General features: G+C 71.7%; 22 protein-coding genes and 1 riboswitch. Of the genes, 17 read left to right on the top strand and 5 right to left on the bottom strand.

The features are described 5' to 3' along the window. Window positions 1-99: 99 nt before the first annotated feature. Window positions 100-2,460, bottom strand: a complete 2,361-nt coding sequence (locus AB0G17_RS28850; protein WP_361389174.1) for a chitinase C-terminal domain-containing protein — start codon at window positions 2,458-2,460, stop codon at window positions 100-102. Window positions 2,461-2,759: 299 nt separating this feature from the next. Next, a riboswitch (FMN riboswitch) is annotated at window positions 2,760-2,890 on the top strand. 160 nt (window positions 2,891-3,050) lie between these two features. Here AB0G17_RS28850 and ribD point away from each other — a divergent pair. From ribD to AB0G17_RS28800, 10 genes are all read left to right on the top strand, one after another. Beyond that, window positions 3,051-4,133 carry a bifunctional diaminohydroxyphosphoribosylaminopyrimidine deaminase/5-amino-6-(5-phosphoribosylamino)uracil reductase RibD gene (gene ribD / locus AB0G17_RS28845; protein WP_361389048.1) on the top strand — a complete coding sequence of 361 codons (1,083 nt, stop codon included), beginning with the start codon at window positions 3,051-3,053 and terminating at the stop codon, window positions 4,131-4,133. A gap of 2 nt (window positions 4,134-4,135) precedes the next feature. Further along, on the top strand, window positions 4,136-4,762 hold the full coding sequence (locus tag AB0G17_RS28840) for a riboflavin synthase (protein ID WP_361389045.1): 627 nt from the start codon (window positions 4,136-4,138) through the stop codon (window positions 4,760-4,762). Next, window positions 4,759-5,403, top strand: a complete 645-nt coding sequence (locus tag AB0G17_RS28835) for a nicotinamide mononucleotide transporter family protein (RefSeq protein ID WP_361389042.1) — start codon at window positions 4,759-4,761, stop codon at window positions 5,401-5,403. Before AB0G17_RS28840 ends, AB0G17_RS28835 begins: the two co-directional genes overlap by 4 nt. Further along, window positions 5,400-6,689 carry a bifunctional 3,4-dihydroxy-2-butanone-4-phosphate synthase/GTP cyclohydrolase II gene (locus tag AB0G17_RS28830; protein ID WP_361389039.1) on the top strand — a complete coding sequence of 430 codons (1,290 nt, stop codon included), beginning with the start codon at window positions 5,400-5,402 and terminating at the stop codon, window positions 6,687-6,689. The genes AB0G17_RS28835 and AB0G17_RS28830 overlap by 4 nt, the downstream gene beginning before the upstream one ends. Before the next feature lie 72 nt (window positions 6,690-6,761). Continuing rightward, window positions 6,762-7,247: a 6,7-dimethyl-8-ribityllumazine synthase gene (gene ribH / locus AB0G17_RS28825; RefSeq protein ID WP_101387336.1), complete on the top strand. Its 486-nt coding sequence runs from the start codon at window positions 6,762-6,764 to the stop codon at window positions 7,245-7,247. A gap of 35 nt (window positions 7,248-7,282) precedes the next feature. Beyond that, complete coding sequence (locus AB0G17_RS28820) at window positions 7,283-7,564, top strand: phosphoribosyl-ATP diphosphatase (RefSeq protein ID WP_361389036.1); 282 nt, start codon at window positions 7,283-7,285, stop codon at window positions 7,562-7,564. Between the two features lie 56 nt (window positions 7,565-7,620). Then, a complete protein-coding gene (gene hisG, locus AB0G17_RS28815) occupies window positions 7,621-8,469 on the top strand; it encodes an ATP phosphoribosyltransferase (protein ID WP_361389171.1) in 849 nt (282 codons plus the stop codon). 60 nt (window positions 8,470-8,529) lie between these two features. Continuing rightward, entirely contained in the window at window positions 8,530-8,985 is a 456-nt protein-coding gene (locus AB0G17_RS28810) for a PH domain-containing protein (RefSeq protein WP_361389168.1), read from the top strand. 204 nt (window positions 8,986-9,189) lie between these two features. Then, window positions 9,190-10,524, top strand: coding sequence for a hemolysin family protein (locus tag AB0G17_RS28805; protein WP_361389033.1), 1,335 nt, complete (start codon window positions 9,190-9,192; stop codon window positions 10,522-10,524). After that, complete coding sequence (locus AB0G17_RS28800) at window positions 10,521-11,588, top strand: hemolysin family protein (protein WP_361389030.1); 1,068 nt, start codon at window positions 10,521-10,523, stop codon at window positions 11,586-11,588. The genes AB0G17_RS28805 and AB0G17_RS28800 overlap by 4 nt, the downstream gene beginning before the upstream one ends. Window positions 11,589-11,850: 262 nt before the next feature. Here AB0G17_RS28800 and AB0G17_RS28795 read toward each other — a convergent pair whose 3' ends face one another. Next, window positions 11,851-13,740: an AAA family ATPase gene (locus AB0G17_RS28795; protein WP_361389165.1), complete on the bottom strand. Its 1,890-nt coding sequence runs from the start codon at window positions 13,738-13,740 to the stop codon at window positions 11,851-11,853. A gap of 364 nt (window positions 13,741-14,104) precedes the next feature. Further along, window positions 14,105-14,734, bottom strand: a complete 630-nt coding sequence (locus AB0G17_RS28790; RefSeq protein WP_361389027.1) for a hypothetical protein — start codon at window positions 14,732-14,734, stop codon at window positions 14,105-14,107. Window positions 14,735-14,922: 188 nt separating this feature from the next. Here AB0G17_RS28790 and AB0G17_RS28785 point away from each other — a divergent pair, with 188 nt between their 5' ends. Together AB0G17_RS28785 and AB0G17_RS28780 are read left to right on the top strand one after the other, a co-directional pair. Continuing rightward, on the top strand, window positions 14,923-16,308 hold the full coding sequence (locus AB0G17_RS28785) for a peptidase C39 family protein (RefSeq protein WP_361389024.1): 1,386 nt from the start codon (window positions 14,923-14,925) through the stop codon (window positions 16,306-16,308). A 107-nt stretch (window positions 16,309-16,415) separates the two neighbouring features. Continuing rightward, window positions 16,416-16,577 carry an SCO1431 family membrane protein gene (locus AB0G17_RS28780; protein WP_361389021.1) on the top strand — a complete coding sequence of 54 codons (162 nt, stop codon included), beginning with the start codon at window positions 16,416-16,418 and terminating at the stop codon, window positions 16,575-16,577. Between the two features lie 122 nt (window positions 16,578-16,699). Here AB0G17_RS28780 and AB0G17_RS28775 read toward each other — a convergent pair whose 3' ends face one another. Continuing rightward, window positions 16,700-16,825, bottom strand: a complete 126-nt coding sequence (locus AB0G17_RS28775) for a hypothetical protein (RefSeq protein WP_361389018.1) — start codon at window positions 16,823-16,825, stop codon at window positions 16,700-16,702. A 194-nt stretch (window positions 16,826-17,019) separates the two neighbouring features. Here AB0G17_RS28775 and AB0G17_RS28770 point away from each other — a divergent pair, with 194 nt between their 5' ends. From AB0G17_RS28770 to AB0G17_RS28755, 4 genes are all read left to right on the top strand, one after another. Continuing rightward, on the top strand, window positions 17,020-17,649 hold the full coding sequence (locus AB0G17_RS28770; protein ID WP_361389015.1) for a TetR/AcrR family transcriptional regulator: 630 nt from the start codon (window positions 17,020-17,022) through the stop codon (window positions 17,647-17,649). Between the two features lie 346 nt (window positions 17,650-17,995). Continuing rightward, window positions 17,996-19,168, top strand: coding sequence for an acyl-CoA dehydrogenase family protein (locus tag AB0G17_RS28765; RefSeq protein ID WP_361389012.1), 1,173 nt, complete (start codon window positions 17,996-17,998; stop codon window positions 19,166-19,168). A 147-nt stretch (window positions 19,169-19,315) separates the two neighbouring features. Continuing rightward, on the top strand, window positions 19,316-20,437 hold the full coding sequence (locus tag AB0G17_RS28760) for a hypothetical protein (protein ID WP_361389009.1): 1,122 nt from the start codon (window positions 19,316-19,318) through the stop codon (window positions 20,435-20,437). Window positions 20,438-20,462: 25 nt separating this feature from the next. Further along, entirely contained in the window at window positions 20,463-21,563 is a 1,101-nt protein-coding gene (locus AB0G17_RS28755; RefSeq protein ID WP_361389006.1) for a phosphotransferase family protein, read from the top strand. A 13-nt stretch (window positions 21,564-21,576) separates the two neighbouring features. Here AB0G17_RS28755 and AB0G17_RS28750 read toward each other — a convergent pair whose 3' ends face one another. After that, on the bottom strand, window positions 21,577-22,017 hold the full coding sequence (locus AB0G17_RS28750; RefSeq protein ID WP_361389003.1) for a hypothetical protein: 441 nt from the start codon (window positions 22,015-22,017) through the stop codon (window positions 21,577-21,579). 203 nt (window positions 22,018-22,220) lie between these two features. Between AB0G17_RS28750 and AB0G17_RS28745 the strand changes: the two genes are divergently transcribed. Next, complete coding sequence (locus tag AB0G17_RS28745) at window positions 22,221-22,661, top strand: Lrp/AsnC family transcriptional regulator (RefSeq protein ID WP_067155585.1); 441 nt, start codon at window positions 22,221-22,223, stop codon at window positions 22,659-22,661. Window positions 22,662-22,666: the final 5 nt, after the last annotated feature.

Raw genomic sequence — 22,666 nt, 5'->3', positions numbered from 1 at the left:
CCGGGAGGATCCGGCCGGGGTGCGGGCGCTTCACAGCAGGTGCCCGGCGGCTGCGGCAAGGGCCTGAGTCGCGCCGCCGGGCGTCTCGGGGGGCGGGGATCAACAGGCGCCGAGGTCCTGCCAGACGCCCCAGTCGCCGGTGGTTCCGGGCTCCTCGCCCTTCGTCCACCACTTCGACTTCCAGATGTGGGACTTGTACGAGACGGTCGTGGAGCCACCGTACTCGGCCGCGGCCGTCCAGGCGGGCGCGGTGCAGGAGCCGCCCCCTGTGGAGCCGCCCGTGGAACCGCCCGTCGTACCGCCGGACGGCGACGGGGACGGGGACGGCGGCGGGGTCCCGGTCTCCGGCTCGGTGACCGTCGCGCCCCGGGTGAGGTCCCCGGCCAGCGCATACGTACGGCCGCCGAAGGTCACCGTCCAGTTGGAGGGCGTCGACACCGGCAGGTAGTAGACGAAGTCCAGCGTCACCGAGGCGCCCGGGGCCAGCGACTGCCAGCCCGGGAGCTTCAGCGACACCCGGTTGTAGTCACCCTTCAGACCGCCCACGTTGCTGCCGCTGTGGTCGCTGCGCACGATCGTCGTGCCGAAGCCGGACTGGTCCTTGGCGTTCGCCGGGGCCGAGGTCCCGTAGTCGAACTGGAACTCCGTGCCGCCCGGCAGCGTCGCCCTGGTGTTGTTGGTGAGCGTCACCTTGGGGCTGATCGGGTAGTTGGAGTCGCCGAGCGGGAACCGCCCGAAGTCCACGCCGATGTCGAGCGCCTGGGTGGGCAGGGTGACGGAGGAGCGCCTGGCGCCGTACGGGGCGGCCGACTTGAACTTGTCGTACATCGCGGAGGTCAGTGTCGAGCCCGGCTCGTACTGGCCCTTGGCCGCGTTGTACTTGTAGTCGCCCGCGAGCTCCCAGACCATCGTGCCGCCGATGCCCTTGTCGACCACGTAGTCGGCCTTCGCGTTGACCGACTGCTCGTCCTCGGTGGACAGGAACACCTTCTTCTGATCGTTCCACAGCCAGGGCGCCACCAGCGTCGAGTCGTACTTGCGGGCATAGGCGCCGGTCAGCTTGGTGTCGGCGGGGAAGCCGTACTTGGTCACGTAGTCGCCGACGACGCCCTTCTCCAGGTTCTTGGCGTGCCACATCGGGTTGGAGCCCGCCGGGGCCTCCTTGCCGGTCTCGTCGAGGTCGTGCCAGAGGTTGTCGATGCCGGTCGCGCCGTCACCGCACTTGGTGAGCCCGGACCCGGCCGGGCAGGTGGTGGTCGCGGCCCTGCCCCACAGCCCGTCCGTGCCGCCCGTCACGTTCTGGAAGCCCCGGGTGTAGTACGGCAGGCCCATGTTGATGCGCCCGGCCGGCATCGAACCGCGGAAGTAGTGGTAGGCCCAGTCCGCGTTGAGATAGCCGATTCCGCCGTACTGCGAGGCCGAATAGACGCCCGCCGCCGCGAGTTCCGCGTCCTTGCCGTCGTCGAAGAGCGAGGCGTTCGGGCCCACGTATTCGTTCCAGGCGCCGTGCAGGTCGTACGACATGATGTTGACGTAGTCCAGGTACTTCTGGACCTGGAAGGTCTCCATGCCGCGCAGCAGATAGCCGGACGAAGGTGCGGCAACAGACAACAGATAGTGTTTTCCGTCAGCTGCTCCCGCGCGGTCCAGCTTCTCGCGCAGCGACTTCATCAGCGCGGCATAGCCCTTGACCAGGCCCGCCCGGCGCGCGTTGGACAGGCTCCAGTCCAGCGGGTTGCCCGCGTCCTTCATCGTCGTGGGGTACTCGTAGTCGATGTCGACGCCGTTGAACCCGTACTTCTTGATGAAGGCGACGGCCGAGTCCGCGAAGGTGTCGATGCCCGGCTGGTTCACCGAGCCGTCGGCGTTCGTGGCCATCGAGTAGAAGCCGCCCGAGGCGACCCGCTTTCCGTCGTCACCGAAAGAGCCGCCGGTCTCGGCCCAGCCGCCCACGGAGATCAGCGTCTTGACATTGGGGTGCTGCTTCTTGAACTTGTTCAGGAGGTTGAAGTGGCCCTTGTAGGGGAGCGCGGGATCCATCTCGGCCCCGGCCACGCCCGGCCAGGTCATTCCGGTCGCCGCGTTCTTCTCGCCGTCGGTGCCGACGGAGATCTTGTTGTCGGAACCGATGTGCGCGAAGGCGTAGTTGACGTGGGTGACCTTGTCCCACGGGATGTCGGAGGCCAGATAGGCGGGGGTCCCGTCCTGGCCGGTGCGCCAGCCGGTGAAGTACCCGATGACGCGGCGCTGGTGGTCGGCGCCCATCTTCTCGCGGCCGTCCGTGTCGTACACGGAGCAGTAGGGGACGTCGACGCCGGGCGTCCTGTAGAGCCCGTCGGGGCGACAGGACTCGGGGTCGGCGGCGTGCGAGACGCCCGCGGCGAGCGAGGAGAGCAGCAGCCCGGCGACCGCGGCACCGGTCGCGAACAGCGTGGCTCTCGTACGAGTGGGGGACAGCACCATTTGTTCCTCCTGGGGGAGGTCGGTGTGACACAGGACTGCGGGCGGTCGTGCGGCGGCCCAGGGCGTGCGCACACCGGCGGGCCTCACCTCGGAGGTGACACGGAGATTAAGAGGACTAGACCAGAGCGTCAATAGGTATGGACCAATGCCGGGCTCACGGCCTGATGCGCGGTGAAGTGGAGGATGGGCCTCCGCTACGGAGCGCGACGGCGCGGGGCTCGCACTGTGACCCAGGCCATAGACGTTCGCCCGTATGGCCGACGATCAGTCGTGGCACACTGACCCTGTACCAGCAGCAGCGCACTCCGGGGTCGGTGTAATTCCGAACCGGCGGTAATAGTCCGCGACCCGGCCGCATCCAGTGGCCGGTTGACCAGGTGGAATTCCTGGACCGACGGTGAAAGTCCGGATGGGAGGCAGTGCGCGGCGGGCGGGCCCTCAGGGCTCATGCCGGCCGTTCCGCTGATCGTCCCCCGCGACGATCGGCGTCCTTCGGCCATGCGTGAGCTGTATGTACGGCCCTGTTCCCGCTCTCTGTCGTTCATCGACAGCCCCGGAGTCCGTGCCCGAAGAGGCAGGAGGACCCGGTGGCCACCGCAGCCGACGCAGACGCGATGCGTCGAGCCATTGAGCTCGCCGCGCGCGGACTCGGCTTCACCAGCCCCAACCCGGTCGTCGGGTGTGTCATCACCGACGCCTCCGGCGCCGTCGTCGGCGAGGGCTTCCACCAGAAGGCCGGCGGCCCGCACGCCGAGGTCCACGCCCTGTCCGCCGCGGGCGAGCGGGCCCGGGGCGGCACCGCGTACGTCACCCTCGAACCCTGCAACCACACCGGTCGCACCGGCCCCTGCGCCCAGGCGCTCGTCGAAGCCGGGATCGCACGGGTCGTGTACGCGGTCGGCGACCCGAACCCGCAGGCCACCGGCGGCGCCGACACGCTGAGGGCGGCCGGGGTCGAGGTCGGGCAGGGACTGCTCGCCGAAGAGGCCGAGGCGGGCAACGCCGCCTGGCTCACCTCCGTGCGGCTCGGCCGCCCCTATGTCCTGTGGAAGTACGCGGCGACCCTGGACGGCCGGATCGCGGCCGAGGACGGCACCAGCCGCTGGATCACCTCGCCCGAGGCCCGCGCCGACGTCCACCGGCTGCGCGCCGAGGCAGACGCCGTGGTGGTCGGCTCCGGCACCGCCCGCACCGACGACCCCCACCTCGCCGCACGGGGGATCGAGGGCGCCGTCCAGCCGCTGCGGGTCGTCGTCGACACCGAGGCGAAGGCCGTGCGGCCCGGCGCCCGGGTCCTCGACGACGCCGCGCCGACCCTGGTCGCGGTCGCCGAGGACGCCGACGCCGCCCATCTGGCGGACACCGACGTCGTGCGCCTGCCGCGCGCCGCCACAGGTCTGGACATCCCGGCGCTGCTGGCCGCCCTGCACGGCCGGGGCGTCCGTTCCGTACTCCTCGAAGGCGGCCCGGCCCTCGCCGGGGCCTTCGTCGCCGCGGGCGCCGTCGACAAGGTCGTCGGCTACCTCGCGCCCGTCCTGCTCGGCGCGGGCCCGGCGGCTCTCACCGGCGCCGGAATCACCACGATCGCCGAAGCGTTGCGGCTCGAACTGACCGAGAGCGTCCGCATCGGCCCCGATCTCCGTATCAGTGCCACTCCCAAGGAGCGATAAGCGTGTTCACCGGAATCGTCGAAGAGCTGGGTGAGGTCACCGCCGTCGAGAAGCTCGGCGACTCCTCCCGCTTCCGCCTGCGCGGCCCCGTCGTCACCGAGGGCGCCCGGCACGGCGACTCGATCGCCGTCAACGGGGTCTGTCTGACCGTCGTGGAGACCGGCGACGGAGAGTTCACCGCCGACGTCATGCAGGAGACGCTCCTGCGCTCCAGCCTCGGCGCCCTCGACGTCGGCTCCCGCGTCAACCTGGAGCGGCCCATGGCCGTCGGCGGCCGCCTCGGCGGACACATCGTCCAGGGCCACGTCGACGGCACCGGCGCCGTCGTCGAGCGCACCCCCTCGGAGAACTGGGAGATCGTCAAGGTCTCGCTCCCCGCCGAGCTGACCCGCTACGTCGTCGAGAAGGGCTCGATCACCGTCGACGGCGTCAGCCTCACGGTCGTCGACGCGGGCCCCGACTACTTCACCATCAGCCTCATCCCCACCACCCTCGCGCTGACCACGCTCGGCCACAAGCAGCCCGGCGACCCGGTCAACCTGGAGGTCGACGTGATCGCCAAGTACGTCGAGCGGCTGCTCGGCGCGCGCGGCCAGGAGGGCCCCAGCGGCCAGGAGGACCCCAAGTGAACTGGCTCAACTCCGAGGCCTTCACCGCCTTCGACCAGCACATCATGTGGTCCGACATGATCGGCAACACGGTCGGTCTGGCCGCCCTCGCGCTCGGCTGGCGGCGCTCCATATGGACCTGGCCCGCCCAGTTCCTCTCCGGCGTCATCCTGCTGGCCGCGTTCACCACCGCCCACCTCTCCGGCAGCGCCGGCAAGCAGGTCGTGGTCATCGTGGTCGCCCTGTGGGGCTGGTACCAGTGGCGCGGCGGCAAGGGGCAGGGGCAGGACGGCTCGATCGCGGTGCGGTTCGCCACCTGGCGCGAGCGGGGCCTGCTCGTCGCGGGCGCGGCGCTCGGCACCCTCGCCGTCGGCGCCCTGTTCACCGCTTACCCGACGCTGTCGTGGGACCCGTGGCCGGACGCGTACATCTTCGTCGGCACGATCGTCGCCATGTACGCCCAGGCGCGCGGCATGGTCGAGTTCTGGCTCGCCTGGCTGCTCGTCGACGCCGTCGGCGTGCCGCTCAACTTCGCCAACGGCTTCGCCTTCTCCGGCTTCGTCTACGTCATCTACGGCGCAATCGTCCTGTGGGGCCTGCGCGACTGGTGGCTGCGCTCCCGTACGAGCGCGCAGCCCGTCCTGGAAGGAGCGGCGGCATGAGCGCCACCACACCCACCTGGTACTCCACCGACAATCGCGAGGACCTCTCCCTCGACCCCGTCGAGCAGGCGATCCGCGACATCGCGGCCGGCCGGCCGGTCGTGGTCGTGGACGACGAGGACCGCGAGAACGAGGGCGACCTCGTCATCGCCGCCGAGAAGGCGACCCCCGAGATCGTCGCCTTCATGATGAGCGAGTGCCGCGGGTTGATCTGCGCGCCCATGGAGGGCGAGGCGCTCGACCGGCTCCAGCTGCCCCAGATGGTCGACCACAACACCGAGTCCATGAAGACCGCGTTCACCGTCTCGGTCGACGCCTCCGCCGCGCACGGCGTCTCCACCGGCATCTCCGCCGCCGACCGCGCCACCACGCTGCGGCTGCTGGCCGACGGGCACTCCGAGGCCGGGGACTTCGTCCGCCCCGGGCACATCTTCCCGCTGCGCGCCAAGCCCGGCGGCGTCCTCGTCCGCAACGGCCACACCGAGGCCGCGGTCGACCTCGCCCGGCTCGCCGGGCTCGCCCCGGCCGGCGCGATCGTGGAGATCGCGGGCGAGGACGGCGTGATGCTGCGGCTGCCCGAGCTCATTCCGTTCGCCCGCAAGCACGGCCTGACGATCATCTCCATCGAGGACCTGATCGCCTACCGCCGTTCCTCCGAGCCCACCGTGCGCCGCGAGGCCGAGGTCCACCTCCCCACCTCCTTCGGGGAGTTCACCGCCTACGGCTACCGCTCCACCGTCGACGGCGTCGAGCACGTGGCCCTGGTCCACGGCGAGATCGGTGACGGCGAGGACGTGCTGGTGCGCGTCCACTCCGAGTGCCTGACCGGCGACATCTTCCACTCGCTGCGCTGCGACTGCGGCCCCCAGCTGCAGGCCTCCATGGAGCGCATCACCGAGGCGGGCCGCGGCGTCGTCGTCTATCTGCGCGGCCACGAGGGGCGCGGCATCGGACTGCTCTCCAAGCTGCGCGCCTACGAGCTCCAGGAGCAGGGGCGCGACACGCTCGACGCCAACCTGGAGCTGGGGCTGCCGGCCGACGCCCGCGACTACGCGGCCGGCGCGCAGATCCTGGAGAACCTGGGCGTGCGCAGCGTGCGGCTGATGACCAACAACCCGGAGAAGACCACCGCGCTGGTCCGCCACGGCCTCAAGGTCAGCGGCCGCGAGCCGATGCCCGTCCAGGCGGGCGAGCACAATCTGCGGTACCTGCGCACCAAGCGCGACCGGATGGGACACGACCTGCCCTGGCTGGACGCGACCGCGTCGGCCTGCGGCAACCAGTAGCGACACCGGTAACCAGCGACACCCGTAACCAGCGACACCCGTAGCAGCTGAAAGAGCACCGAGGAGTAGCACGTGAGTGGCAAGGGCGCACCCGAACTGTCCGTACGCAACTGCGCAGACCTCCGGGTCGCGGTCATCGCGGCGCAGTGGCACGAGAAGGTCATGGACGGACTCGTCGACGGCGCCCTGCGCGCCCTGCACGAGCTCGGCATCGACGAGCCGACGCTGCTGCGCGTCCCCGGCAGCTTCGAGCTGCCGGTCGTCGCCAAGGTGCTCGCGGGCCGCGGGTACGATGCGGTGGTCGCCCTCGGCGTCGTCATCAGGGGCGGTACGCCGCACTTCGATTACGTGTGCCAGGGTGTCACCAACGGTCTCACCCAGGTCAGCATCGACACCGGCGTACCCGTCGGCTTCGGCGTGCTGACCTGCGACACCGAGGAGCAGGCCCTGGACCGGGCCGGCCTCGAAGGGTCGAACGAGGACAAGGGCCACGAAGCGGTCACCGCCGCCGTCGCCACGGCCGCCACGCTGCGCACCGTCAGCGAACCCTGGCGCTGAGTGGCAGGGACGCACCCCTTACCCTGAGAAGCATCATGGCGAACAAACCCTCCAAGAGTTTCGAAGAGCTCTTCGCGGAGCTCCAGCTCAAGGCCGCCAACGGCGACCCGTCCACCTCCCGCACCGCCGAGCTGGTGGACAAGGGCGTGCATGCCATCGGCAAGAAGGTCGTCGAGGAGGCCGCCGAGGTCTGGATGGCCGCCGAGTACGAGAGCAAGGACGCCGCCGCCGAGGAGATCTCGCAGCTGCTCTACCACGTCCAGGTGATGATGGTCGCGCGCGGGATCTCGCTCGACGAGGTCTACAAGCACCTCTGAGCACACTCCCCGTACATCCCGCCCCCCGCATGTCCTCACGTAAGGAAGCCGACCTCATGCTGCGCATCGCCGTCCCCAACAAGGGTGCACTGTCCGGACCCGCGGCGGCGATGCTCCATGAGGCCGGCTACCAGATGCGCAAGGAGTCGAAGGAGCTCGTCCTCGTCGACCCCGCGAACGAGGTCGAGTTCTTCTACCTCCGCCCCAAGGACATCGCGATCTACGTCTCGGCGGGCAAGCTCGACATCGGCATCACCGGCCAGGACCTGCTGATCGACTCGGGCGCCGACGCCGAGGTGATCCTGCCGCTCGGCTTCGCCCGTTCCACGTTCCGGTTCGCGGCCAAGCCCGGCACCGTCTCGGGCATCGAGGGCCTGGCGGGCAAGACGATCGCCACCTCCTACGAGGGCATCGTCGCCAAGCACCTGGCCGAGTCCGGCGTCGACGCCTCCGTGGTGCACCTCGACGGGGCCGTGGAGACCGCCATCGAGCTGGGCGTCGCCCAGGTCATCGCGGACGTGGTGGAGACCGGCACCTCGCTGCGCAACGCCGGCCTCGAGGTCTTCGGCGAGCCGATCATGAAGTCCGAGGCCGTCGTCATCCGCCGCACCGGCGAAAACGGCGACGACCCCAAGGTGGCCCAGTTCCTGCGCCGCCTCCAGGGCGTCCTGGTCGCCCGCACCTACGTGATGATGGACTACGACTGCCGCGCCGAGCACCTGGAGAAGGCCGTCGCCCTCACCCCGGGCCTGGAGTCGCCGACGATCTCGCCGCTCCACAACGAGGGCTGGGTCGCCGTCCGCGCCATGGTCCCGGCCAAGGAGGCCCAGCGGATCATGGACGACCTGTACGAGCTGGGCGCCCGGGCCATCCTCACCACGGCCATCCACGCCTGCCGCCTCTGACCGACCGCCTCTGACCGACCCCTCCGGCTCCTTTACTCCCGTACGGAAGTGACGTACCCCGTGTCCGCCCCCGCGCCCCAACTCCCCGCTCTCCCGGTCACGTTCCGGCCGACCCGCACCCGGGCCGTGCTGCTGAGCGTCGGTGCCGTGATGTTCGCCGTGATCACCGGCGTCGCACTGCTCCTGGAGAACATGAGCGGGGGCGAGCGGGCCAGCTTCGTGTTCACCGCGGCCGTCTTCTTCGCGGTCCTCGCGCTGCTGAGCCGCCCCAAGGTCGTCGCCGACGACACGGGCGTCACGGTCGTCAACCTCACCCGGACCCGGCGGCTCGCCTGGGCGGAGATCCTGCGCGTCAACCTCCGCCCCGGCGACCCCTGGGTCTTCCTGGACCTCAGCGACGGCACCAGCCTGCCCGCGCTCGGCATCCAGCCCGGCATCGCCAAGGAGCGGGCCATTCGCGACGCCCGGGCGCTGCGCGCGCTCGCCGAGTCGCACGGCACCCGCCAGGACGGCTGACCCGCCCGTTTTCAGCACCGGGGCAAGCATTGCGGCGACGATCTCAATAGCTACCCTGGTGACGGTGGCGCTCACTGCGCCGGCCCCGCGCACAAGGCGGCACCATCGGCCTGCGGGGCACCAGCGACCCGAGGAGTGACTCCCTCCAGCAATGGACGGATCGTCCGGTAGTACATGCGCCGCCCCCGCGCACGAGGTGGCGGCATGACCATCCCGCTTCTGCTGCTCGCCGCGGCATTCCTTCTCATCCTCGCCAACGGGTTCTTCGTGGCCGCCGAATTCGGCCTGGTCACCGTGGAACGGCCGGACGCCGAGAAGGCCGCCGCCGACGGCGACCGCCGCGCCGGCACCGTCGTCGAGGCCCTGCGCGAGCTGTCCTTCCAGCTCTCCGGCACCCAGCTCGGCATCACCATCACCTCGCTCGTCGTCGGCATGCTCGCGGAGCCCGCGCTCGCCGGACTGCTCGACGGGCCGCTCACCGCGACCGGTCTGCCGGACGGGGTGGCGCCCGGGGTGAGCGTCGTCGTCGGCATGCTGCTCGCCTCCGCCGTCCAGATGGTGATCGGCGAACTCGTCCCCAAGAACTGGGCGGTGTCGCGGCCCCTCCAGGTCGCACGGTTCGTCGCCGGGCCGCAGAGCCGCTTCTCGCGGCTCTTCCGCCCGGTCATCTCGCTCCTGAACACCGTCGCCAACCGGCTGGTCCGGGCGCTCGGTGTGGAGCCCGCCGACGAGCTGGCCTCCGCCCGCACCCCGGGCGAACTGGTCTCGCTGGCCCGCCACTCGGCGCGGGCCGGAGCCATCGAACAGGACACCGCCGACCTCTTCGTACGCACCCTCGCGCTCGGGCGGCTCACCGCGGAGAACGTGATGACGCCGCGCGTGAAGGTCAGCGCGCTGCAGACCTCCGCGACCGCCGCCGACGTCCTCAACCTCACCCGGGCCACCGGGCTCTCCCGCTTCCCCGTCTACCGGGAGCGGATCGACGAGGTCGTCGGCATGGTCCACCTCAAGGACGCGCTGGCGGTACCGCCGCAGGAACGCCACCGCACGCCCGCCGCGCGCATCGCGGTGCCGCCGCTGCTGGTGCCCGAGACCCTGCCGGTGCAGCAGCTCCTGGAGCGGCTGCGCAGTGAGCAGCCGATAGCCGTGGTCGTCGACGAGTACGGCGGTACGGCCGGGGTCGTCACCCTGGAGGACATCGTCGAGGAGCTCGTGGGCGAGGTGCGCGACGAGCATGACGCCGAGGCCGACGCCGGGCCCGACCTCGCCGCCGTGCCGAGCGAGGACGGCCGCCCCGCGTGGGAGGCCGACGGCAGCTGCCGGGTGCTGAGCCTGCGCCGGATAGGGCTGGACGCGCCGGACGGGCCGTACGAGACGGTCGCCGGACTCGTCGCCGATCTGCTCGGCCGCATCCCGGTCCCCGGTGACCGCGCCGAGCTGCCCGGCTGGCGGATCCAGGTCCGCCGGGTCGAGCGGTACCGGGCGGAGCGGGTGCGCTTCGTCCGCACGGCGGACGTCTTGAGCGAGGCCGTGCGATGAGTGTGCTGCAACTCTTCTTCGCCCTGCTCCTGGTGCTGGCGAACGGCTTCTTCGTCGGGGCCGAGTTCGCCCTGGTCTCCGTGCGCCGCAGCCAGATCGAACCGCTCGCCGCCCAGTCGGCGCGGGCGCGGCAGGTGCTGCACGGTCTGGAGAACCTGCCGCAGATGATGGCGGCCGCGCAATTCGGCATCACCCTCTGCTCGTTGACGCTGGGCGCGGTGGCGGAGCCGACGGTGGCCCACCTCCTGGAGCCCGTCTTCGAGGCGGCCCGGGTTCCGGCGGGCCTGATCCACCCCCTCGGCTACACGATCGCGCTCGCCCTCGTCGTCTTCCTCCACCTCGTCATCGGCGAGATGGTCCCGAAGAACCTGGCGATGGCGGCGCCCGAGAAGACCGCGCTGTGGTTCAGCCCGGGGCTCGTCGCCTTCGCCCGGGTGTGCCGCCCGGTGACGGTCGCCCTCGGCGCGTGCGCGCGGCTGGTGCTGCGGGTGTTCCGGGTGGAGCCCAAGGACGAGGTCGAGGCGGTCTTCACCAGCGAGCAGCTCAACCGCCTGGTGGAGGACTCCGGGCAGGCGGGTCTGCTGGACCCGCGGGAGATGGAGCGCCTGGAGGACGCGCTGGAGCTGGGCAGCCGCCCGGTGACGGACGTCCTGCTCGACCGGGCGTCGCTGGTGACGGTGGGCTGTTCGGTGACGCCGCGGGAGGTGGAGGAGCTGACGGTCCGTACGGGCTACTCGCGCTTCCCCGTCTGCGCGGAGGGGGGCGCCTTCATGGGCTTCCTCCACGTCAAGGACGTGCTGGACCTGGAGGACCGGGAGCGGGCGGTGCCGCAGCAGGTGTGGCGGCCGCTGGTCACCCTGCGGGCGGAGCTGCCGCTGGATGACGCGCTCACGGTGATGCGGCGGGCCGCGGCGCACCTCGCTCAGGTGGCGGACGCGTCCGGACGTGTCCTCGGCCTGGTGGCCCTGGAGGACGTCCTGGAGAAGCTGGTGGGTGAGGTCCGCGACCCGTCCCACCGCCCGTTCCCGACGCAGCCGCGCGCGGAACAGGCGCTGGCGGGTTAGCCCACCGGGGTTCCGCCCCCACCCCGCCCCTTGCCGGCCGTGACATGTGCGGCTCCGCCGCGTGGCCTCCGGCGGGCGGCCGGGTGCGTCGTCCGCGGACCGTGGGTGGCTGGTCGCGCAGTTCCCCGCCCCTTACTACCTAGGGGCGCGGGGAACTGCGCGAGCGAGCCAGCACGGTCCGCAGACGAAAAGGCGGGGCGCGGGAGCCGCAGGCCCGCCCGGGGTCCGGGGCCGTAGCCCCGGGGAAACCGCCTTCCGCCGGCTAAAGCGGATCCACCGCCCCGCCCCGCCCCGACAAGACCTCCCCGTACGCCTGCATCAGATCCGGCAGCCGCAGCGTCGACAAATCGTCCCGCCCGGGCGTGCCGGGATACGTCGACAGGCGTAAGTCCCGGTACGCGCAGCTCTTCTCGTACAGTGTGCGCAGGAAGCGGCCGTTGCCCAGTTCGTCGATCCAGCCCTGGTCCACCACATGGCCGCTGATCGAGCGCAGCTCGTCCAGCGCCTCCTCGTCCCAGCAGTCGCCGTTCTCCGCCGCCAGGACCTCGCCGATCGCCGTCAGCTCCAGGGGGCGGTAGGACGGGAAGTCCACCCGGGTGGTGAAGCGGGAGGACAGGCCGGGGTTGGTGGCCAGGAGGCGGTCCATGCCCTCGGGGTAGCCGGCGAGGATGACCACCAGGTGGTCGCGGTTGTCCTCGGCGCGCTTGAGGAGGACCTGGAGCGCCTCGTCGCCGTACGCGTCTCCCTTGCTGTAGCCCGAGTTGGACAGGCTGTACGCCTCGTCCACGAACAGCACCCCGCCCAGCGCCGAGTCGATCAGCTCGTTCGCCTTGACCGCGGTCTGGCCCAGGAACTCGCCCACCAGGTCCGCCCGTTGGGCCTCCACCAAGTGGTCGCCGCCCAGCAGGCCGAGCGCGTAGAAGACGCGGCCCAGGATCCGTGCCACCGTGGTCTTGCCGGTGCCGCTGGGACCGGAGAAGACAAAGTGACGTTTCGGCGGCTGGACGGGCAGGCCCTGGCCGACCCGTAGACGGGCCATGTTGAGCTGGGCTGAGAGCGCCTTCACCTGGCGTTTCACCGGCTCCAGGCCCACCATCCGCTCCAGCTCCGCCAGCGCCTGGGCCAGCAGCGCCGAGTCCGTCGGGCCCGTCGGCACCGGCGGCGGGGACGGCTGGGCCGGAATGCCCGCCTTCTCCCGTACGCCGTCGGTCGGCGGCGGCACCACCACCGCCGGGCCGACGAGCGGCGCCCGCACCTCGCGGCCCTCCGGCGGTTCGAGGGACGTCGCCTCCGGCTCGGCGCCGTCCGCCGTGCCGTCCTGGCCGAACCCGGCCAGCGAGACGGCCGCCAGATCGGCCGGGTCGTCGGAGCCGTACGACCCGTCCAGGCCATCGGACTCGGTGATCGCGGCCAGCCGCGCCGAGGTGTCCATGAACGCCGGGTCGACCCGGTGCACCGCCCGGTACAGCGGCAGCGCGGCGGCTGAGCGGCCGGTGCCCTCGTGGGCGCGGGCCAGCCAGTAGCGCAGCTCCTTGCGCTGCGGCTGTTCGCTGCGGCAGCGCATCAGGGCCGCCGAGAGGAGCGGCTCGGCCTGCCCGAACATCTCCAGCCGCACCCGCGCCATCCCGCCGAAGAGCCCGGCCTCGATCCCGAGCAGCGGATCGCCCAGCAGCGGCTCGGTGTGCCGCACCAGCTGGTCCCAGTCCTTGACCAGATACGCCCGGCAGGCGTGCAGGAAACGGACCTGCGGGTCGGTGTCGACCGGTGACAGCCCCGCCAGCGCGCGGTCCAGCTCCGGCACATGGCGGCCGTCCAGCCAGTGCGAGGCGTGCGCGAGCAGCAGATCGCGCGGGCTCTCCAGCACCGGCTGCACCCACCAGCCCAGCCAGTACCAGGAGTTGAGGGTGCGCCGGTGCCGGGCTCGCTGTTCGCCGAAGCGCTCGCGGTGGCGGTACATGCGCAGCAGCGCGGTGGTGGTGTCCACCCGCAGCGCGTGCAGTCCCAGCCAGCCGTCCACCATGCCCGGATCCATCCGTACCGCGGCCCGGAACTCCTCCTCGGCCTGCGGATACGCGCCCATGGTGTACGCGTCGATGCCCCGCAGCCAGGCGAGATCGGCCGGGGCGTGCGCGCCCTGCGTGCCGAAGTCCATCACGTCCCCCACCACCGTGCCCCCGTGCCGAACCGCCAATTCGCCGATGACAGAACGGAATTGACGGGAATTGAACGCACCAGCTGCATCGTACCCGCGAGGGGGCCCCGGACCGAAGGGTGGCGCGAGGGGAGCGGGAGCACGACGTGGCCGGTGACCGAGGGTGAGCGAAAACCGGCGAAGAGGCACGGTGAGGGGGCCGGAGAGGGCCGGAAAGGCAGAACGAAGCCCCCGATCACGGGGGAACAACCGGGGGCTTCGCGTCTGCGGCGGCTCCGGAAAGCCGCACATTCAGAACGTAAGACCTGTACGGCCCCCGGGTCAAGCGGAGTTGGGGGACTCTGAGGGGTGGTTTTCCGACGGTTCAGCGCGGCGGGGGGAGCTCCTCACTGTCCGTGACCAAATGGTGTGCGAGGGGTGTGGAATGGCGCCTCGGGAGCCACTTGTATCCCTCCTGACACTGCCGTACCAGTGCATCCGCATACGGACGGGACGGATCCGCGGCGAAATGGCGCATCTCCGCCTCCGTCCACTCGTCCCAGAAGCCGGAAAGTGCCGCTCCGTCCCGTCGGCGCCCGCGCGCCCAGGACCCCTCGGCGTCCATTTCCATCCACAGCAGCAACGCCAGCCACGGCCGCACCTCGCGCCGGCCCGCCCCGACGCCCTCGATCAGCACCACGGGCGCGGGCTCCAGCACGCTCGGCGGGCCGAACCGGCGCTGGTTCCAGTCGTACGGTGTGACGCGCCCCGCCTCCCCGCGCGCCAGCGGCCCGATCACCTGCGCGCGCAGCCGGGGCGTCCAGGCGAAGAACTCCTCGTGCGTGGCCAGGTCGTCCAGGCGGACCACCGGCGCCCCGCCGAGTGCGTCGGCGAGCCGCCCGGCGAAGGTGGACTTGCCGGAGCCCGCGTGTCCGTCCACCGCGACCAGCCGGACCGGGCCGCAGGAGGGGGGCAGGGCGCGCACGGCGGCCGCGATTCGGTCGAGTTCTGCCATGCCCCCACCCTAGATCGACAGCGGGGCGGCCTCCGTGAGCGGTGGCGACGCAGGTCATGCCAGTGGTCCAGACCCATATTGGTCGCGCGGCACGGCGCGCATCACTGGCAGAAGTCGCCCGGGACCCGGGATAGTTGGCCCACTGTCGCGCCCGTCGCCCCATCCTCGTCCGACTGGGGGTCCCGATCATGACCAGCTCCACTCCGCGCAGAACCGTCCTGGCCGCCGCACTCGCCGCGGCGGCGGGCACGGCCGTCCCGGCCTCCGCCGCGGCCGCCCCCGCCCCGCAGGCCGCGCGGTCCGCCGCCGGCCGGCCCTCGAAAGGCATCCCCTCCCTGGTGGACAACCGCGCCTGGACCACGCACTCCGACTGGCGCTCGGGCGACGCCGCCGGGGTGCGGGCCGTGTTGCCGGGCCGCCGCCCCGGCCTGGCCATCGCCCGCCCGGCGGGCGTCACCGACTACACCGACCCGCACACCAAGAAGACGGCCGCCTGGGAGTACGCCACCTGGACCTCGCCGGAGCACCGCTCCGCGGTCCCGGCCACCGAGGTCATCGCCCACTGGAACGCGCACGCCCCCGCCGGGACCTGGCTCCAGGTCGAGCTCCTGGGCACCTACTCCGACGGCACGCCGACCCCGGCGTACGTGATGGGCCGCTGGACGGCGGGCGACGGCGACGGCGACATCCGGCGCACCTCGGTCGACGGCCAGAGCGACGGCAGGAGCACCGTCTACACCGACACCTTCGCCGTCGACCACGCGGCGAGCGGGCTGCGCCTGGCCTCCTACCGGCTGCGCCTGACCCTCTACCGCGCCCCGGGCACCCGTCTCACCCCGACGGTCTGGCGGCTCGGCGCGATGGCCTCCGACATCCCGGACCGCTTCACCGTGCCCGCCTCGACCCCGGCGTACGCGGGCGAGCTGCTCGTACCGCGCTACTCGCAGGAGATCCACAAGGGGCAGTACCCGCAGTACGACAACGGCGGCGAGGCCTGGTGCAGCCCGACCTCCTCGCAGATGATCGTCGAGTACTGGGGCCGCGAGCCGAGCGCCGCCGACCTCGCCTGGGTCGACCCCGCCTACGCCGACCCGCAGGTCTGCCACGCGGCCCGGTACACCTACGACTACCAGTACGGCGGCTGCGGCAACTGGCCCTTCAACGCCGCCTACGCCACCACCTACCGGGACATGAGCGCGGTGGTGACCCGGCTCCGGTCCCTGAACGACCTGGAGACGCTGATCCGGGCAGGCATCCCGGCCATCACCTCCCAGTCGTTCCTCAAGACCGAGCTGACCGGCGCCGGGTACGGCACCTCCGGCCACCTCATGACGGTGATCGGCTTCACCGCCGACGGCGACGTGATCGCCAACGACCCGGCCTCGCCCAGCGACCCGGAGGTGCGCCGCGTCTATCTGCGGCGCGAGTGGGAGAACATCTGGCTGCGCACCAAGCGGTACAACGCCGGCGGCAAGGTCGTCTCCGGAACGGGCGGGGTCTGCTATCTGTACTGGCCGGCGCACCCGAACGGGCGCCAACGCAGGGCCCTGGCCTCGGCGGGCGTGCGGGTGTGAGAGCCCGCCGCAGTGACCAACGTCTCCCCCTCCGGGGCCGCATCCCCTGGCACCCTGAAATGGCACCCGGGGGGACCGTCCACCGCCAGACGACCGAGTGAGTTCCCATGACCCTGCACGCCACCACCGCCGACGACCCGCGCGCCCTGGCCGAGCTCCGTGCCCGCACCGGCGGCCCCGACGACGGTCCCAAGATCCTTGAGCACTTCCTCGGGTGGACCCTCGTGGTCGTCCTGGCGATGCTGGTCACGCAGACCGGTCTGATCTGACTTCCAGGCCGGCCTTCCAGTGCCGGCCGGGCACGCCCACCAGGCTGTAGAGCCACCGCCGGGTGAGCAGCGTCACACCCGCGAGCGCCGCGCGAAGGCCGCGAGACCCAGCGGCCACCCCGTCAGGCGTACGGGGTGGTGGTGACGGTCGGCGGCACGCGCGGCACCTCCACGGCGCCGGGCGCACGGCCGGGCGCGGGGGCCCGCTCCACGGCCGCCGGTCCGCCCAGCGTCAGCAGCAGGGCCACCGGCAGCGCGCCGCCAGCGTGTGCGTGCCGCTCCGCTGTGGCAGCCCCGGCTCCGGTTCGCGCGCCGGGCTCCAGGTGAACCCCATGCCGCTGCCCGCGATGCCCAGCCCCATGCCGATCAGGTGCAGGGGGAGTGCGTGTACAGGTCTGCCATACTGCCGAGATCCTGTGGCAGTTGGAGACTAGGGTCGAATTTGAATAATAGTCAACAGCGAGGCGCGACCGAGAGATCCCAGGTCCGTCGCTCCGAACTCATCGCGACGGGGCGGAAGTTGTTCGCCGACACGTCGTACGACGCCTTGTCGATGGACGACATCGCCAAGCACGCGGGGGTCGCCAAAGGCCTCATCTACTACTACTTCAAGAGCAAACGCGGCTATTACCTGGCCATCGTCGAGGACTCGGTGGCCGACCTGGTCGCCCGGGCCGCGAGCGACACCGAGCTGCCGCGCGCCGACCGCGTCCACCGCACGATGGAGGGCTACCTGCTCTACGCCCAGCACCACCAGGCGGCCTACCGCACGATCGTGACCGGCGGCGTCGGCTTCGACACCCAGGTCCAGGCGATACGCGACGCCGTCCGCGAGGAGCTGATCGCCACCATCGCGGAGGGCGCCTACGGCAGGCGTGACATACCGGTGCTCGCCCGGCTCGCGCTGCTCGGCTGGATGGGCTGTGTGGAGAGCGTGGCCCTGGAGTGGCTGGGAACGCTGGAGCCGGACCGCGCGACCGTACGCGATCTGCTGGTGCGGATGCTGCGGCAGACCTTGGACACGATCGGCGAGCTCGAACCGGCCTGTCCCTCGCCCGAGCCGGACAGCTGACGCGAGAGGGGCGGCCGAGCCACACGAGCCGGCCGCCCCACCCATGGATGCCGGCGTGAACTCGGTGAAGCGGTCAGGGGAACGCCGGGAGGACCGGACCAGTCGGTCAATGGTTTGGACCAGCTTCGGAGCGGGCGGCTCCGGCGGTCCCGCCATGGCCGATTCGTGATCTTGGGCCCAGTGACGGGACGCGTCCGATCGGGCATACTCACAGCGCCACAGCCACCAGCCTGCAGCTTCCGTGATCCGGGAGGGTAGGCATCGGCTGTCAGCAGAGTCACCGGCGGCGCCGCCACACCCTGCGCGCGCGTCCGCCGTAGCGCCCGACAGGGAGGAGAGCGCCGCCATGCCCGACCGCGCCCCGCAGCCGGTGGACCGACAGCTGCCCACCGAGGAGTCCCGGGACCTCGTCGCGCTGGTACGCGACATCGTCCAGCGGGAGATCGCTCCTCATGCCGCCGAGCAGGAGGACGCCGGACGCTTTCCGCGCGAGGTCTTCTCGCTGCTGTCCGAGTCAGGGCTGCTCGGCCTTCCGTACGACTCCGCGTTCGGCGGCGGCGACCAGCCGTACGAGGTGTACCTCCAGGTCCTGGAAGAGCTCGCCGCCGGCCGCCTCACGGTCGGCCTCGGCGTCAGCGTCCACTCGCTGTCCTGTCACGCGATGGCGGGCTACGGCACCAAGCAGCAGCAGGCCGACCATCTGCCCGCCATGCTCGGCGGCGGGCTGCTCGGCGCGTACTGCCTCTCCGAGCCCTCCTCCGGCTCCGACGCGGCCTCCCTGCGCACCAAGGCCGTCCGGGACGGCGACGACTGGGTGATCACCGGGACCAAGGCCTGGATCACGCACGGTGGGATCGCGGACTTCTACACGGTCCTCGCCCGGACCGGCGGCGAGGGGGCCCGGGGCATCACCGCCTTCCTGGTCCCCGGCGACGCCGAGGGGCTGAGCGCGGCCGCGCCCGAGAAGAAGATGGGCATGAAGGGCTCGCCCACCGCCCAGCTGCACTTCGACGGGGTCCGGGTGCCCGACAGCCGTCGCATCGGCGAGGAGGGGCAGGGCTTCGCGATCGCGCTCTCCGCCCTGGACTCCGGCCGGCTCGGCATCGCCGCCTGCGCCATCGGCGTCGCCCAGGCCGCCCTGGACGAGGCGGTGGCGTACGCGACCGGGCGGCAGCAGTTCGGCCGGCCCATCGCCGACTTCCAGGGCCTGCGGTTCATGCTGGCGGACATGGCCACCCAGATCGAGGCGGGCCGGGCGCTGTACCTGTCGGCCGCGCGGCTGCGGGACGCCGGCCGGCCCTTCTCCAAGGAGGCCGCGATGGCGAAGCTGTTCTGCACGGACGCGGCGATGAAGGTCACCACCGACGCGGTCCAGGTGCTCGGCGGTTACGGCTACACCGCCGACTTCCCGGTCGAGCGCCTGATGCGCGAGGCCAAGGTCCTTCAGATCGTCGAGGGCACCAACCAGATCCAGCGGATGGTCGTCGCCCGCCACCTGGCGGGTCCGGAGAGCCGCTGACCTCTCGCAGGGGTCGTACGGGCCGGGGCGCGCGGGTCACCTCCGCGCGCCCCGGCCCGGCTGTGCCCGCGTCCCCCGTTTCACGGGGGCTTGTTTTTCACGGTTTCTGACGTACCGTCAACTTCCCTGTCGTCCAGGAGGTTCGCCGTGTCCCAGGACCGTCCGATCGCACTCGACGAATACCCGATCCACCAGGTCCCCCTCTCCCTGAAACACGTCGCCACCGGCGACCGCAACGCCTACGACCGCTGCATCTTCCACGTCTTCGACCACCACGGCCGGGCGCTGCTGATCGCCGGGCTCGGCGTCTACCCCAACACCGGGGTCATCGACGCCTACGCCACCCTGCGCCTCGGCGACCGGCTGCACGCCGTCCGCGCCAGCGACGCGCTCACCGACGACCGCATGAACCTCTCCGTCGGCCCGCTGCGCATCACCGTCGACGAGCCGCTGCGCCGCCTCACCCTGCACTGCGCCCCCGACCCCGCCGACCCGGCCTCGCTCTCGTACGAGGTCACCTGGCAGGCGGACTTCCCGGCCGTCTGGGAGCCGCACCACGTCCAGCGCCGTGGCGACCGCCTCACCCTCGAAGGCCGCCGCTTCGTCCAGGCGGGCCGCTGCACCGGTTCGATCCGGGTCGCCGGCGAGGAGATACCGGTGACGGCGGGGGAGTGGACCGGCACCCGGGACCGCAGCTGGGGGGTGCGCCCGATCCCCGGCGAGAGCGACGGGCGCGCCGAGGAGACGCGGCCCGAGGGGTTCCACTGGCTCTGGGTGCCGGTCCGCTTCGACGACCGCTTCCTGATGGTGATCGCCCAGGAGGACGCCGACGGCTACCGCACCCTCAACGAGGCCGTCCTCGTCCGCGAGGGCCACCCCGACGCCCAACTCGGCTGGCCCCAGGCCGACATCACCTACCGGCCCGGCACCCGCCACCCCGAACGCGCGGTCGTGCACCTCACCGACGCCGCCCGCAAGCCCCTCGAACTCGGCGTCGAGGTGCTCACCTCCTCGCCGCTGGCCGTCGGCGCCGGATATCCGCCCGCCGACGACTGGCAGCACGGCACCTGGCAGGGGCGCGGCTGGAGCGACCGCCGCGTCTACGACCTCTCCGACCCAGCCGCCCACCCGATGGCCGCCTACGGCGTCACCGACCACGCCGCCCGCTTCACGCTCGACGGGCGGACCGGGTACGGGATCTTCGAGCACGGCAGCTTCGGCCGCCACGACCCCAGCGGCTTCGCCACGTACACCTCCGTCGCGCCCTGACACCGTCTCCGGAAGGGAACCGCCCATGGCCACGGCGCCACGCCCCCGCACCACCACGCGCGACCCCCAGGAGCTCGGCCGCAGGCTCACCGGCTGGCTCGACGCACGGCTGCCCGGCGCCCGCGTCACCGGCGTCGAGGTCCCGTCCTCCAACGGCATGTCGAGCGAGACCCTGCTCTTCGGCCTCGACCACCCGGACGCGCCCGTGCGTGCCTGCGCCCTCAGGCTCGCCGCCGACCCGGCCGCGTACACCGTCTTCCCCGTCTACGACATGGCCCGCCAGCACCGCGTGATGCGCCTGGTCGCCGAGCACACCGACGTCCCGGTGCCCCGGGTGCTGTGGCTGGAAGAGGACCCCACCGCGCTGGGCGCCCCGTTCTTCGTGATGGAGCGCGCCGAGGGGCGCGTACCGCCCGACGTCATGCCCTATACGTACGAGGGGAACTGGCTGCACTCCGCGAGCGACGCCGAGCGGGCGCGGCTCGAGGAAGCCACGGTCGCGGTGCTCGCCAGGCTGCACGACCAGTTCCCGGCCGAGGAGGCCGCGTTCCTGCTCCCGGAGGGCGAGGGCTCACCGCTGCGGCGCCATGTGGAGGCCCAACGGGCCTACTACGCATGGGTGGTCGACGGTCTGGCGCGCTCCCCGCTCATCGAGTCCGCCTTCGACTGGCTCGACGCGCACTGGCCCGCCGACGAAGGCCCGGCGGTGCTCTGCTGGGGCGACGCGCGCATCGGCAACATCGTCTACGACGGGTTCGAGCCCGCCGCCGTCCTCGACTGGGAGATGGCGGCGCTCGGCCCGCGCGAACTCGACCTGGGCTGGACCGTCTATCTGCACCGCTTCTTCCAGGACCTGACGGTGAGTTTCGGCCAGCCGGGCCTGCCCGGCTTCCTGAGACGGGACCACATCGAGGCGCGCTACACCGAGCTGACCGGCCACCGGCCGCGCGCCATGGAGTTCCACACGCTCTACGCCGCCCTGCGACACGCGGTGGTGATGCTCAGGATCGCCTACCGCCAGCTGCACTTCGGCGAGGTCCGGGTCCCCGAGGACCCGGACACGCTGATCCTGCACCGGGCCAGCCTGGAGGCGATGGTGCGGGGAACGTACTGGAGCGGGGTCTAGGTCAGGACAGGCCCTAGGCGGCACGTCGCATGTGCGGTACCCGCATCGGACGTGAGCCCGGACCGCCGACGTGCGAGAAGGGCTGCGTCCGCCAGTCGAGGCCCTGGGGGAGCGTCAGGAGCAGCGCGGTGTCCTGCTCCTGGACGTCCTTGGAGATGTCCGCGGGCCTGCTCTGCGAGGCGGCGCGGCCGGTTCCGGCGCACACCGTCAGCACGAACGGGTTCCAGGGGCTCGGGCACAACGCGTGCTCCGGCAGCACCGTCTCGTCCGCGAGGAGCGCGATCGGCTGGGCGCAGTCCGGGCAGATCACCCGGTACATCTCGAAGGTGTCGTAGGCGTCCGCCGCCTCGTCGTCGGTGAGCTCGTCCTCGACGGTGCGATCAACGGGCTCCGGATCGGTGCGTTCGCCGGTGCGTTCATTCGACACACGTCCGCCGCGCTTCATGTTCTGCATTGGGATTCTCCCCCTCGGGTGGGCCGGCAAGGCGCCGTCGCCGCGACCACAGCAAGCAATTCCCGCCACGCACCGGCCGTAACCGCGCGGGCCCACGGCAGGTCGTCACAAACCTGTGGCATTCGTCACATGCCCGCCGCAGGTGCCACTTCCGGTTGCCGTCGACTGTGCCGGAGGGGACCCGGGGGAATAGGTTGATCCGCATGGAGGAGCTGGACCGTCAGATCGTGGATCTGCTCGTCAAGGACGGGCGGATGAGCTACACCGACCTGGGCAAGGCCACGGGCCTGTCCACCTCGGCCGTGCACCAGCGGGTACGCCGTCTGGAGCAGCGAGGAGTCATCCGCGGCTATGTCGCCGTCGTGGACCCCGAGGCGGTGGGGCTGCCGCTGACCGCGTTCATCTCGGTCAAGCCCTTCGACCCGAGCGCCCCCGACGACATCGCCGAACGGCTGGCCGACGTGCCGGAGATAGAGGCGTGCCACAGCGTCGCGGGGGATGAGAACTACATCCTCAAGGTGCGCGTGGCCACGCCCCTGGAGCTGGAGCACCTGCTGACCCGGATCCGCTCGCTGGCCGGTGTCTCCACCCGGACGACCGTCGTCCTCTCGACCCCGTACGAGGCACGGCCGCCGCGTATCTAGGCTGT

Source organism: Streptomyces sp. NPDC023838, assembly GCF_040639555.1.
Taxonomy (GTDB): Bacteria; Actinomycetota; Actinomycetes; order Streptomycetales; family Streptomycetaceae; genus Streptomyces.
This window is presented reverse-complemented; position numbering and strand designations above follow the sequence as displayed.